The 14,105-nt window shown below is 44.4% G+C and carries 12 protein-coding genes; 3 read left to right on the top strand and 9 right to left on the bottom strand.

Going from position 1 to position 14,105, the window contains the following annotated elements:
• Nucleotides 1-91: 91 nt before the first annotated feature.
• Nucleotides 92-1,693 carry a catalase gene (locus AC3WJJ_RS20235; RefSeq protein ID WP_492543618.1) on the bottom strand — a complete coding sequence of 534 codons (1,602 nt, stop codon included), beginning with the start codon at nt 1,691-1,693 and terminating at the stop codon, nt 92-94.
• A gap of 156 nt (nt 1,694-1,849) precedes the next feature.
• The gene (cidR, locus tag AC3WJJ_RS20230) at nt 1,850-2,743 is read right to left on the bottom strand and encodes a cidABC operon transcriptional activator CidR (protein ID WP_492543475.1); all 894 of its coding nucleotides are present in this window, start codon (nt 2,741-2,743) and stop codon (nt 1,850-1,852) included.
• 120 nt (nt 2,744-2,863) lie between these two features.
• Between cidR and AC3WJJ_RS20225 the strand changes: the two genes are divergently transcribed.
• The 3 genes from AC3WJJ_RS20225 (at nt 2,864) to AC3WJJ_RS20215 (ending at nt 6,019) form a co-directional block, all read left to right on the top strand.
• A complete protein-coding gene (locus AC3WJJ_RS20225; RefSeq protein ID WP_492543474.1) occupies nt 2,864-3,235 on the top strand; it encodes a CidA/LrgA family protein in 372 nt (123 codons plus the stop codon).
• Complete coding sequence (locus AC3WJJ_RS20220) at nt 3,232-3,921, top strand: CidB/LrgB family autolysis modulator (protein ID WP_422658699.1); 690 nt, start codon at nt 3,232-3,234, stop codon at nt 3,919-3,921. The genes AC3WJJ_RS20225 and AC3WJJ_RS20220 overlap by 4 nt, the downstream gene beginning before the upstream one ends.
• Nucleotides 3,922-4,153: 232 nt before the next feature.
• Nucleotides 4,154-6,019 (top strand): LTA synthase family protein, encoded by a 1,866-nt coding sequence (locus AC3WJJ_RS20215; protein ID WP_492543473.1) that lies wholly within the window; start codon nt 4,154-4,156, stop codon nt 6,017-6,019.
• 87 nt (nt 6,020-6,106) lie between these two features.
• On the opposite strand, the gene AC3WJJ_RS20210 is transcribed toward AC3WJJ_RS20215, so the two are convergent.
• From AC3WJJ_RS20210 to AC3WJJ_RS20180, 7 genes are all read right to left on the bottom strand, one after another.
• Nucleotides 6,107-6,949, bottom strand: a complete 843-nt coding sequence (locus tag AC3WJJ_RS20210) for a carbohydrate ABC transporter permease (RefSeq protein WP_422658701.1) — start codon at nt 6,947-6,949, stop codon at nt 6,107-6,109.
• 10 nt (nt 6,950-6,959) lie between these two features.
• Nucleotides 6,960-7,835, bottom strand: coding sequence for a carbohydrate ABC transporter permease (locus AC3WJJ_RS20205; protein ID WP_492543472.1), 876 nt, complete (start codon nt 7,833-7,835; stop codon nt 6,960-6,962).
• Nucleotides 7,836-7,928: 93 nt separating this feature from the next.
• On the bottom strand, nt 7,929-9,332 hold the full coding sequence (locus tag AC3WJJ_RS20200) for an ABC transporter substrate-binding protein (RefSeq protein ID WP_492543471.1): 1,404 nt from the start codon (nt 9,330-9,332) through the stop codon (nt 7,929-7,931).
• Between the two features lie 23 nt (nt 9,333-9,355).
• Nucleotides 9,356-9,835 carry a NanQ anomerase/TabA/YiaL family protein gene (locus AC3WJJ_RS20195; RefSeq protein WP_492543470.1) on the bottom strand — a complete coding sequence of 160 codons (480 nt, stop codon included), beginning with the start codon at nt 9,833-9,835 and terminating at the stop codon, nt 9,356-9,358.
• A gap of 16 nt (nt 9,836-9,851) precedes the next feature.
• Nucleotides 9,852-10,766, bottom strand: a complete 915-nt coding sequence (locus AC3WJJ_RS20190) for a dihydrodipicolinate synthase family protein (RefSeq protein WP_492543469.1) — start codon at nt 10,764-10,766, stop codon at nt 9,852-9,854.
• 296 nt (nt 10,767-11,062) lie between these two features.
• The gene (locus tag AC3WJJ_RS20185; RefSeq protein ID WP_492543468.1) at nt 11,063-12,265 is read right to left on the bottom strand and encodes a response regulator transcription factor; all 1,203 of its coding nucleotides are present in this window, start codon (nt 12,263-12,265) and stop codon (nt 11,063-11,065) included.
• Complete coding sequence (locus AC3WJJ_RS20180) at nt 12,237-14,045, bottom strand: sensor histidine kinase (RefSeq protein ID WP_492543467.1); 1,809 nt, start codon at nt 14,043-14,045, stop codon at nt 12,237-12,239. The genes AC3WJJ_RS20185 and AC3WJJ_RS20180 overlap by 29 nt, the downstream gene beginning before the upstream one ends.
• Nucleotides 14,046-14,105: the final 60 nt, after the last annotated feature.

Genomic DNA, 14,105 nt, shown 5'->3' with positions numbered 1-14,105 from the left:
AGAATATAGTAGCATTACAACTCATCAATCAGCAAAAAGAAAGCGCCGCCCGGCCATCGTATCTTCGGGCGGCACTTTTTTTACATCGCTATTAATACGGATCGGCCTCGTGGCCTTTTCGTTCAGCCTCTTGCACAGCTTCTTCGCGCTCGCTCTGCACAGCATCCCCACCGCGATTCTTCTTCATCTGCTCGATTCCTTCTCTTACTCGGTGTCCATAATCTTGATCCGCACTCGTAAAGTACGCAATCATTTGCTCCTGAATACGGACATCACACTGAACCAGAGCACCTGACAGATTACGGATAAGCTCATCCCGCTCCCAATCTTCAAATGCTCGGTACGTATCCCCAGCCTGCTTGAAATCAAGCGTGCGATCGATTTTCTCACGCACCAGATTCGCATGATAGTGAGGCTCATGCGGCTTAGCCGGTTGATGCGCCTCCTTCAGGCCGTCTGTCATGGACGGCTCATAATCTACATGCGGGCTCTGAGATGGCGCTTTATCTACGTAATACTGCATCTGCCCTCCGCGCTGGTTGGTAGCTACTCTTTTCTTAGGGGCATTGATCGGGAGCTGTAAATAATTCGTTCCAACCCGGTGACGCTGGGTATCCGAATAAGAGAACGTTCGGCCTTGAAGCAGCTTATCATCCGAGAAATCGAGTCCATCGACAAGCACTCCTGTACCAAATGCAGCTTGCTCCACCTCGTTGTAATAATTTTCCGGATTACGATTAAGTACCATTTTGCCTACTTTTAGAAACGGGAACTGCTCTTCTGGCCACAGCTTCGTTGGATCCAGTGGATCGAACTCAAGTTCAGGATGATCATCATCACTCATGATCTGAACACATAGCTCCCACTCCGGATAATCGCCACGTTCAATCGCTTCATATAAATCTTGTGTAGCATGACTATCGTTCAGTCCCTGAATCTCACTAGCTTCCTTCTGCGTCAAGTTCTTGATGCCCTGCTGAAGTGGTTCCCAGTGATACTTCACTAACACACCGGTTCCTTCCGCGTTTACCCATTTGTATGTATTTACACCGGAGCCTTGCATTTGACGATAGTTCGCTGGTATCCCCCAAGGAGAGAACAAGAATGTAATCATGTGCGTTGCTTCTGGCGTTCGGGAGACAAAATCAAACATGCCCACAGGTCCAGGGACATTCGAAACGGGGTCAGGCTTGAACGCATGAACCATATCTGGAAATTTAAGAGGATCTCGAATAAAAAAGATCTTCAGGTTATTACCCACCAGATCCCAGTTGCCATCCTCGGTATAAAACTTCACGGCAAAGCCACGTGGGTCGCGAAGTGTTTCTGGAGATCCGCTACCGTGAACTACCGTGGAGAAACGGACGAACACCGGAGTACGCTTGCCCGGCGTCTGGAGCAGCTTAGCCCGGGTATACTTAGAGGCAGGTTCATCACCGGCTTTACCATAGGCTTCGAAATAGCCATGAGCACCAGCGCCCCGCGCATGAACGACCCGCTCTGGTATACGTTCACGGTCAAAGTGTGTGATTTTCTCTAGAAAGTGATAGTTCTCTAGCGTTGTTGGACCACGATTACCTACCGTCCGCACATTTTGATTATCATGAATGGGATGTCCTTGACGATCCGTGAGTGTAAGCTCATCCTCCGTCTCTCCTACATTCTGGGCGTAATTTTCTCCCTGCTGATCCATTTCAGGGCCTCTGCCTGTATTCTCCCGCTCGCTCATTCATTCATCTCCTTTAACTGCATCTACTTGAAATGCACATGCTTACTACTATGAATATTATGTCCTCCACCTCGAAATGTATGATCATTTCATATTGGACATCATGTAGCAACATGGCAGCTATTCATTACTCTCACCAAGAATAGAGCGTGTAAAGGCAATCCATTCTCTAGCAGCGAAGGATAAGTAGCGGTCTTTTCGCCAGATCATTCCGAGCTGCCAAGGTATGGATGGGTTATCCAAAGGAAGTATGGTCACTCGTGAAGCGTCAATCTCTCTACAGATTGTTTCCGGAAGAAGTGCGATACCGAGATTTGCAGCAACCATCCCACTAATCAAATCCCACTGAGAGCTTTCATATACGACACGGGGCTCAAATCCAGCACTTACACATTCTCGAATGATGCGATCATGCAAGGTGAAATCCTCGCGGAACAACACGAATGATTCCCCTGACAGTTCAGATAGTGATACAGACTCTCTCCTTGCGAATCGGTGAGATGGATGAAGAAGCAATAAGAGATTCTCTTCTACGAATGAATAGTAATGGAATACTTCCTCATTCACCGGCAGCACAGCAACACCAATGTCCGTCTGTCCACTCTCTACATCAGCCTCTACCTTCTTCGCGCCATCCTCAACTAGCTGGATCGTAATCTGCGGATATTTATGATGGAACTGCCCAATGACTTCGGGAAAAAAACTAGATCCAATCATCGGAGGCAGCCCAATGCGCAAATGACCTCGCTTCAGATTCATCAAATCCTCTAACTCGTCTGATACTCGCTGAAAGGATTCCACCATTTGCTGAGCCTGCTGATACATGATTCTACCTGCGTCGGTCAGTTCGGTACGTTTGCCTTGGCGGTGAAAAAGCGTAACCCCCCATTCATCTTCCATATTCCGAATCGTCTTACTAATGGTTGGCTGTGTAATGTATAAAGCCTCCGCTGCCTTCGTAAAACTTCGAAGTCGTGCTACTTCCAAAAAATACTGCAAATGCCGAATATCCACGAGCCAGCCTCCTATAATTCAACTATAGCTTTTTGGAATGATATCGATTCAATATATTCATTTTACCTATGAAAATAATTACTGTAAAATTTTCATTAACAATGAAAGGAGAGACCGGTCATGAAACAATTGATTAAGGGAAGTCTCCAAGTGGCCGGTTTCATGCTGATATCGATATTGATGGACAAGTTAGCCGGGTGGCTTCATTTGGGCATTCCCGGAAGTATATTAGGCATCGTTCTCGTATTTATCTTGCTTGAAACCAAAGTCCTACGCTTGGAGTGGATTGAGCTTGGAGCAAACTGGCTGCTCGCTGAACTCTTATTATTCTTCATTCCAGCTGCAGTTGGCGTTATGAAATACTTTCCGCTGTTTGAAAGCGACGGAATTCAAATACTGGTGGTCGTATTGTTCAGCACCATAACGGTTATGGTCAGCTCCGGATTAATGGCCACACTGATATCCAAAAGAAAGGAGCGGAAGACCTCATGAGTTTATCCTGGCTTGCACTATTTGGCCTCCCTCTTACGGCTATCATTTATTGGGCCACTAAAAAATTATATCAACGAAGATCGAGAGTATATTTATCGCCGCTCCTGATTACTCCGGTGATCATTATCATTATTCTGACACAGACAGGTGTTTCCTATGAGGCCTACAACGAAGGCGCCGGATGGCTGAGTAAATTACTTCAGCCCGCCACAATTGCGTTCGCCGTACCTTTATATAAAAATTTTCAGACACTTAAAAAACATGCTACCGAGATTATGGTCAGTGTCGTATCTGGATCGGTTATGGCGATTATATCGTCGGCTTTTCTTGCGAAATGGCTACATCTGAGCAGCTCACTGACGACGAGCCTTGTGCCTAGATCCATTACAACGCCAATCGCCATGAATGTCTCTCAAGTTATTGGTGGTGTGCCCAACATGACAGCAGTCTTCGTTATTATGACGGGCATACTGGGCTCCATGATCGGCCCGCTTGTGATGAAGGTCTTCAGGATTAAGGGTGATATCGCCCGCGGAATATTGTTTGGCACAAGTGCCCACGGTACAGGAACTTCCAAAGCATTCGAGTTTAGTTCGCTGTCAGGCACCATTTCAAGTATTTCAATGATCGTTGCCGCATTGTTCACGCTTTGTGCAGCACCGATTCTGATGTCCTTCATATTCTAAAATTGTTTCCTCCACCGGCTATCCACGTAGCCGGTTTTTTTACGTTTGTTATGGGTTTGTTTTCCGCTTGTTATACGAAATATGAAATAGGTTTCTTGTCTCTTTGACAACCATAGGTTGTAGGGCGCATAATTACTTTGATCAACTTTTCTATTAAAAATAATACAAATATAGCGTAAGGGCTGTGCGGCTACTCGCTCCTCCCGCGCGACATGAAAGGAAGGCGGTACTGGTGTTCGCAACGAATCGGTTTCGTTTAACGATTACGAAACCATTTATATTCTTCTCTATTATTATGCTGCTGAAGAGCTATCTGGCTTGGATGGTCATCTTCGATGATGTCCTTCCATGGATGCCCCTTATTACCGAAATTCCCTTCATCTGGCTTGTGTTCAGCCTGATTGAATGGTTTGCTTCCAAACGTAAAATGGCGGCCTATATGACCGTTAACTTACTGCTTACCGCCATATTTTTTGCAGCCATTATGTACTATAAATATTATGGTGTCATGGTAAACTACCACGCCCTGGAACAGGTTAACCAAGTAACCGCAGTTAGTAACAGTGTTTTCTCTCTGATGGATCCTTATTATTTGCTAATCTTCGCAGATATTATCGTACTGTTCGTGCTCCTGTGGAGAAGTGACAAGGTTAAGGTCTGGAAACAGAAACATTCCAAGAAAGAAAAACGAGCGCTCGCTTCCAGCGTATTCGTCATTTCATTAATGCTATGCCTGATTCAGATTATGCCCAATCGGAGCATCATGAATGAAATTGTTAGAGCTCAGGAGATGGGTATTCTCAATTACGAGGCTTACACGATCTTTCAACAGGACAATACCGAGCTAGTTGATGCGAAGTCCATTAACCAAAAAGAGGTCGACAAATTAAAAGGCATTTCTCCTGTAACTTCAGCTGCATACCAAGGTGATGCCAAAGGCAAGAATGTCATTATGATTCAGATGGAATCTTTCCAGCAATTCCTTATTGGACTGAAGCTTGATGGTAAAGAAGTTACACCCGTGATGAATAAGCTTGCACGCGAGAGCCTGTACTTCCCTAACTTCTTCCAAAATGTTGGGCAAGGGAATACATCGGATGCTGAGTTTGTTGTAAATACTTCCTTCTACATCCCGCCACGCGGAGCAGCTACACAGCACTATGCAGATAAACAACTTCCAAGCTTGGCTAAACTGCTCAAAAAGGACGGTTACCAGTCCGCTACGTTCCATACGAATGTCGTGGAATTTTGGAATCGCGGTGAGCTCTATAAAGGGCTGGGGTTCGATCAATATTATGATAAGTCCTTCTTTGGTGAGACCGATAAAGTGTTCTTTGGAGCATCTGATGAAGTACTGTATTCAAAAACCGCAGAACAGTTGAAGAAAATGAGCGACTCTGGTAATCCGTTCTATGCTCATATTCTCTCCATGACTGCTCATCATCCGTATACCATTCCGGAAGAGAAATATAAGATGACGCTACCTGAACGCTATGAAGGCACTTTTGTAGGCGATTATATTCGTTCGCAGAATTATGCTGATTATGCCCTGGGCCTATTCATCGATCAGTTGAAGATAGACGGCATCTGGGACAACAGTCTTGTCATCGTATACGGCGATCATCAAGGTCTGCCCATCTACTCACTGGACAATGACGATAAAGAACTAATGAAAGAAATATACGGACGTGAATACGTATCCTCGGATATGATCAATATCCCAATGATGATTCACGGCGAAGGATACATCGAACCGAAAGTGATGGAGCAAGTTGGCGGTCAAGTCGATATCTTACCTACCATTGCGAATTTAACAGGAGTTTCGATGAATGATCAGCTTCACTTCGGACAAGATTTACTGAACCAGAAAGATACAAATCTATTGCCTGAGCGTTACTACCTGCCATCCGGTACATTCATTAACAATACAACCTTGTTTATCCCCGGTAATGCGTTTGATGACGGTAAACAGTACACGCTGCCAGGCAAAACCGAAAAAGAACTTGAAGCATCCAAAGATGAATTCAATCGTGCGCTTCGACTTCTTCACCTCTCAGACAGCTACTTAAGACAGCTGCCTGAACATACACCACAATAAATAAACAAGGGGCATCTCTACAGGACTTACAGTCCTTCGGAGATGCCCCTTTGTGGTGTTCTGATTCCTTATCGCTTTGATCTAGTACTATTCCTTAACGGCGCCAATCGTAATACCGCTTGTGAAATATCTCTGGAACAAGATGAAGATGAGTAGCATTGGGATCGCAGCAACCGTAGCTCCTGCCATTTTGTAAGCAAAGTTCGGATTAAGATCCTGCATCAGCGTTGCAACCCCGACCATCAGTGTCTTCATATTCTTATCTTGACCAATAACGAGCTGCCACAGGTAGTCGTTCCACACCTGAACGAAGTTCAGAATGAACAACGCACCGATCCCCGGCTTCACAATCGGAAGCATGATTTGGAGGAACGTTCTAACTTCGCCTGCCCCATCAATCCGGGATGCTTCTCTCAAGGCATCTGGAGCAGAGTCGAAGAATCCTTTTAACAAGAATACACCAAAAGCTGCGGCCACGTTAGGCCAGATCATACCGAAGAGATTATTCACAAGTCCAAGGTCCTGAGAAATACGGAACAACGGCACAATCATGACTTCCTTCGGAACCATGAGACTTGAGATAAAGACGATAAAGAGTACATTTCTTCCCTTAAATCTTAGTTTAGAGAAAGCATATGCGGCCATAGAGCTTGCAACGACAACGAACACAGTGGTTACTCCTGCTACGAACAAGCTGTTAAAGGTCCAGCGAAGTGCAGGCTGACTTTGAAACACCTCTGTATAGTTGGAGAAAGTGATCGTGGCAGGCCACCAGTCTGGTGGCATTTTGAGCACATCAGAACTGTTCTTAAGTGAACTTGTAAATAACCAATACAGAGGGAACAGGTTAAGGATCGCAAAGAAAATAACGACTACATTCGCAACCACATCGAACTTTTCCCGCTTCTTCCTGGTTTTCATTAGCTGCATGGTAGATCCCTCACTTATCCTTGAACATCGCTCTCAACTGCGGAATGGACAATAACAGTGTGATGATGAACATAATAACCCCTACTGCGGAAGCTACACCGATCTGGTTGTATTTGAACGCATTGTTGTAGAGATAGTACATCATGGTTACTGAGGCATTGTTCGGTCCTCCGCCGGTTAACAGTTGAATGACGACGAAAATTTTCAGTACCGCAATAATATTAATAATCGTGATATAAATGGTTGTTGGTTTAACGAGTGGAATTAGAATCTTGAAAATAACATTTAACCGGCTTGCGCCGTCCACTTCGGCAGCTTCGAACAAATCTTTTGGAACTCCGATCATCGCGGCAATGTACAGGATAATGGCCTGACCGACGTTGGTCGCAAAAGTGACGAAGATGATAACCGGTAGCACTGTCTTTTTGTTACCAAGTAAATTGATATTGCCTTGGCCAAGCTCACTCGTTAAATAGGAGATTAGACCATTGGCCGGGTTAAGCAGAAAGCTCCATACCATACTCATCACGACCATGGATACCATAACGGGGATGTAGTAGCTGCCCCGGATAAAGGAGACGTATCTAGCGTTCTTATCAAAAATGGATGAGGCAACAAAGATAGAGAATAGAACCGTTAATAGAACGATAAAGATAACAAAGATAACCGTATTGACTATCGATTTAAAAAATACAGGATCCTGAAATAACGTCGTATAGTTACTCAGACCGACAAAGGTTTCGTTCTGATAATCCACCCGGTACAGGCTCAGCCTAATCCCTTCCAGGATTGGATATACAGCAAAGAGGAGAAAGAGAAGGAACTGAGGCAGAATAAACAGATAACCCGTTATGTTTTCTCTTAATTGTTGATGGCGTAGTTTCATGGATATCCTTTACCTTTCTTATTCAGCAGGTCTAGGGCCGGGGAGGACCCGGCCCCAGAATAGCCGAATCAATTTGTCGGTATAGGCGAAATTTTATTTGTACACCGTAGAGCTTTCCTTCGCCTTTTGAATCACCGTATTACCTTGAGTCTGATAATCTTTAATAGCTTGTGCAGGGTCTTTCTCTCCAATGTAAATCGCTTGAAGTTCAGGGTATAACACCTGACGAAGCTGGCTGTAACCTGGTACGTTACCTGTGAAGTTGAACAAGTACTTTGAGTTCGCATCATAAGCCGCAAAGAGTGGGAATTCGCCTTTTAACTCTTCTGCAACCGAGCTTCTTACTGGAATACTGTTCTTCGAAGCTTTAACAAGCTCAGGATCGGTAGAATAGAACTTCACAAAATCTTTAGCAACCTCTGTTCTCTTCTCATTACCTGTGTTAAATACATTGGATCCAACCACATAGGTGAAGGACAATGGGTCTCCACTCTCGGAAGGAATGTTAGCTAGACGAATATCAAATTTCGGCGCTTTTCCACTTTCCATGTCAGCTTTAGCATTGTTATAAAGTACGGCGTTGGTAAAGCTGATCGCGAGCTTCTGGTTCTGGAACATCGCATTGGCATCATTAGAGGATACAGATTCCGCACCTGGATTTGTGTATCCACCTGTGTAAATTTTCTTGAGCCATTCCGCTGCTTTAACACCATTCGCATCATCGACAACAATGTTTCCTTCATCATCAAAGAACTTGTTACCGAACATACGCAGGTAAGCTAGGTTCCATGTATCGCCTTGGTTATTCAGACCATACAGCGCCATTGGGCGAGCGCCTGGGTATTTTGCTTCAAGGTTATTTTTCAGACCATCCAAAATTTCTTCATATTCGCTAAGTGTCCAAGTTTTAATCTCGGTATCTCCACCAACGAATTTCTCAAGCCCTGCTGCCTTGAACATATCAGCGTTATAAGCCAGTGTGCCTGGGTTATGGGAGAACGGATAGAAATAGATATTGTCTCCGAATGTTACGTTATCCCAGTAGTTCTGAGCGATGTCCTTCTTCGATTCTTCATCGATGATGTCATTCAGAGGCACAAGTGCCCCGCGGTGAGCGAAGTCTCCCATAGCAAATACGCTTTCAAAGAAAATATCTGGTGGTGTTCCACCGTTCAAATTGACATTCAACAGCTCATCCCGCTGATCACCGGCAATAACCTGAACGTTCACCTTCACGTTGTATTTGTCATATTGCTTAGCAAACTTATCAGCAGCTGCTTTAAAGAAGCTGTCATAATCCGCATTTTCCTCTGAAGCCTCATATACGCCCTTCCACTGTGGAGTCAGCCACAAGGAAATCTCAACATTTTCTTTTCCATTCCCTGCTGCTTTATCTGTTCCCCCGCTTGTACCTGCGTCTTTACCGCCACAGCCCGCAAGCAAGGTAAGCATCATAACGGATGCCGTAAACATAGCCAGAAAGCGTTTTTTAAACATGCAATAAGCCCCCTTTAATATTTTTAAGATGATTTAAATAAGTCTGTATTGATCTTCACCACAACCTTGCGTACCGTTCCCGGAGCTTGAGCCGTAAGCCCTGGCCTATGAATATCCTCTGGGAATAACACCATATACATGCCCGGGGTCAGATCGACCTGCATCTCTGCAGGGATATCACCATAAAGCGCTGCATCATGCTCTGGATTATAAGGCTCAGTTGGGACAAGCTTATCATCCTCAATGCTCCAACCGATACGCTCTTCTCCTTCAATTAAATAATGAATGTCGAAGAATTGCTCGTGCTTCTCAGCAAGTTGTTCATGCTTATCCTTTGTCGTCAGCTCGATTACTCTAGCAAACATATCCTTGCCCCGAATCGGATACTGTCCGGTGACAAGCTCCGTGAAATCCATCGCTACCAAATAGTCAATGGCTTGACGAATGACCGGATGGGCATATGCTCGCTCTGATTCCCAGTGGTCCTTGTGTCCTACGATCATGACCCTTGTCCTCTCCTTATGAACCGAGTAAAGATTTAGCCTCTTCGATATAAGCATTCAATTTATGATGAAGCTGCATCACTGCATCCTGGTCCTGATCTGTAACTGGAAGCAGTGGAAGCCTCGGCTCACCGATATCCAAACCACGAAGTTTCAGAATGGCTTTACATCCGCCGTATAGAGAAGGAAACTTAAGTAGTTCCGTTATGATTTCGTTAATCTTCCCTTGCCATTCTCTTGCTAATTCAAGGTTCCCGTCTACAATACACTTCTCAAGTGTCAGGAATAGCTCCGGCATAACTCCATACGTTCCACCAATACCGCCATCTGCTCCAATGCTCCGTCCTGCAAGATACTGCTCATCCGGTCCGTTGAGTACAAGGAAATCTGAACCCCCCGCTGCCTTGAACTGTTGCAATTCATACGTGCTTTCCGAAGATATTTTGACACCGATTACATTTTCGTGCGCAGACAACTTCTTCAGCATACCCGTGGATAGATGGAAGCCTGTTAATTGTGGAATATGATAAATAATAAAAGGTAATCTCGTACTGTCAATCATCGCTCTCCAGTGACGCTCTACACTATCTGGAGATAGTCTGTAATATATTGAAGGGACCGCTGAAACAGCATCCGCATGTACAGACTCTGCATGAACGGCTAGCTCCACACTTTCACGAGTAGACGGTGCTCCAACATGAGCTATGATCGTCATTTCTCCGCCGACTTCTTCCATAACTGTTTCAAGTACTAATTTGCGTTCTGCTGTGGATTGAAGCATCCCTTCGCCGCTGCTACCTCCGACGTAAAGCCCCTTTACACCCGCGTTTTTGTAATACCGGGCTAACTCACGGACAGCTTGGGGATCTATCTCTCCCTGACTGTCATAACAACCGTAGAAAGCAACAATGACACCTCTGAACTTGTTCAAATCATGTTTTCCCATTGTGTTGCGCTCCCCTTCTTCATAGCTATCTCTTTTACTCCCTCATCCATTGTAAGGGCTTACACAGAGTATAGGCTCTGCTGAGAACATACGACAGGAACGGAATTACGAACTTTATTCACAATTATTTGATAGCGCATTCATATTCACAATTTCGTGTGGATTTGTTCACTATTTTTATATTTGCACACAGAAAAAGCTGTATTAAGTAGATGTGTCTACTTAATACAGCTTCTTTTTGTGGTTCTGAGAAGGAGACAGCCTTCCGATTCTTCCTAATATCACTTAAACTGCGATCGGTAACGCTGCGGACTTACGCCTTTTATTTTTTTGAATATACGGCCGAAGTAGTTGATATTCTCGTATCCAACCTCTAGAGCGATCTCATAGATCGGCATCTGAGAATTGATCAATATATGAGCAGCCTTGTCTACCCGAAGCATATTCAGATAGTCTGTGAAGCCGGTTCCGGTCTCTTTTTTGAAAACATAGCTCAAATAACTCTCACTCATATTAATGTAATCTGCTGCCTTCTTCAGCGAAATGTCGGTATCAAAATGTTCCTTCATATACTCCAGCAGACGATTAATGTCTTCCCTTGCGGTTTCTTTAATTCGACTGTCATTTAGCATGTCGTGAGCTTGTTTGTATGCCTTGTCCACTTCACTCCAGTTGTGAATAGGTCCACTTATTCCGACACTTAGCGCGATACCAAGCATTCGGCTAGAGGCACCCATGAGTTGTTCTGCAAAAGATCCATGGTCAGATGATTCGCCTTGATGCTCCGACAGCAGTAGTACAATCTCTCTTTGGGCCGTCTCTACAGGGTTACATATTAGCGACTCTCCGAGTTCGGATTGAAACAAGTGCACGAGCATCTTCATGGCTGAGGATTCCTGCACCCCTTCCCGCAACAACTGAGGCTGCAGAATCATCAAAATACTGTTACTTAGCACCTCGTCACCCAGATCAGCTACATCTGCCCCCTCAGAGATAGCCTGCTGCTCCTTGGTTATATGTCTGCTTACTGCAGCGGTTATCGCATCCCTCTGGGAGCCCTCCTGCCCTTTTGACACAAGATCAAGCGGATGATGCTCTTTCCGTTTCGCAATTTTTCTTGAAGCCTCCATCAAGATTTGAAGTAGCTCTGCCGGCTTTAAGGATGCCTTCAAAATATAGTCCTCCACACCCATCTTCATGGCCTTACGAACATAATCGAATTCATTATGACTGCTGAGTACGATAAAAAGGGTATCCGGATAAAATCTCTTAGCTGTCTCAATAAGCTGAAGTCCGTCCATTCTCGGCATGATAATGTCCGTAAGCAATATATCCGGTGCTTCCTGTTCCATAAGTTCAAGGGCCTTTTCACCATCCGGTGCGTCTCCAATGAAAGAGAAACCATGCTTCTCCCACTCGATTAACGATTTAATCCCTAAGCGTACAAGTAATTCATCATCCGCTAGCATTACCTTTAAGGTCATCGTTAATCCCTTCCTCCATCTGTTTAATCGGCAGTACAAATGCTACTGTCGTCCCTTCACCCAATTTGCTAAATATTTCGATCCCGAAATCAGGCCCATACTGAAGCCGAATTCGGTCATGCACATTTTTAATACCGATTCGTTCAGGAAGCTCCTCTGAACCTGCGGCTAATCTCGTGTGTAGTTCTTCAAGCTTCTCTTCAGAAATACCTACGCCATTATCTTCGACAGTCAGAATAAACTTCTCTTCCTCCCGTCTGGCTCGAACAATAATTTTCCCCATACCATTCATGGGCTCGATCCCGTGCATGAGACTATTCTCTATGACAGGCTGCAGCATAATCTTGATAACTTCTTGGGTCATAAGCTCTTCAGGAATGTCATATTCCACAGACAGCTTCTCATTAAATTTCATTTTCATGAGTTCAACATAATTCTCTATATACTGAATTTCTTGGGTCAGCGGAATAATTGTCCCTCCCCGCCCGATACTCTGCTCCAGAATACCGCCCAAGTTCGATAGCATATCCCCTACTTCTTTGTTATTACGAATGTAAGCCATCCATTTAATATTATTCAGTGTATTAAGAACGAAGTGAGGATTAATCTGAGCCTGCAGCGCACGAAACCGCATGTCCTCTTTCTGCTGATACTCATCCTTCACACGATTTAGTAATTGCCGGATCTTGGTGACCATTTTATTGTAAGTCTCAATAAGAGATGAGATCTCCTGTGGACCTGCAACAGATAAGACCGAATGGAAGTCCTTCTCTTCGAGGACCTGCATTCGTTTCTTCAGCAGTTTAAGCGGTCTTGAGATGCCATAGGATATTGATAGCGTAATTATGGAGAATACTACGAAAATCATCAGCACTATCAAATTTTTGGTCTTGCGTAGATCATATATTTCTTTAAAGATCGCATCGTATGGAACGAGCTGCACGATCTTCCAACCGTTCAAATCGACCGTATCAAAATTGACTATATATTTAAGACCTTCTTTTTCTACATTGGTCTGTCCGCTGCTCTTCGTCCAAAGCCCCGGCATATACGATTCCTGCGCTACGCTCTTACCGATCATATCCCTCTGAGGACTTGAGACGATAATCCCCTCCCGGTCTACGAGGTAAACGTCCCCTTCAATTCCCCTTAAATATTTACGCAAATCGCTCTCCATTACACTAAAAACAATCATTCCGATGTTCTCATTGTCTTGAATCTCTGTAATGGTCTTAACCAGCGAAATAATCGGTTCCCTGTCGGTATAAAGAAACTTTTCATTATTGAACATCCAGCGAACTTGATATGGGGTGCTTATCATCTTCTGATACCATTCAGAGCTGGTATACTCCTCATATAAGCTGTCTGCCAGATATCGTGTACTGTACCAATTGCCATGTGTATCGAAAAGAGTGACGTAAGTATTTGAAAAATAAGAACTGAACGAACGGTTCAGATTCGCATCATTCAGCCGAAGACGTTCATAATGTGTAAGCGCATTCGGATCTCTCAGCATCTTTTTGGTATCCGCATCCGTTGTAATATCAACGGCTGACTTTAGCATATCCTCAAGAAACAACTGAACGTTAAATGTCATAAGAACGAGTGCATTCTGTGCAGATTCCCCGATCTTTCGCTCAACCGTACGCTCCATGGGTTTGTCCAAGAACTGATTGGAGAGCAGCAGTGGAATGACCAAAAACAGAAGGATGGAGAAAAAAATCCGGTTGCGGATGGAATTAACACGTTCCATCCATTGCTTCAAGCGCCGCATCCTCATCAATCCCTCTCCCGCAGTGTTCGTGTTAGTGAAATACTACCGCTATATATATAAGTCTAG

The sequence above is a fragment of the Paenibacillus sp. FW507-14B1B genome (assembly GCF_058781425.1).
The sequence above is the reverse complement of the archived record's forward strand: the minus strand, read 5'-3'. Positions and strand labels throughout refer to the sequence as shown.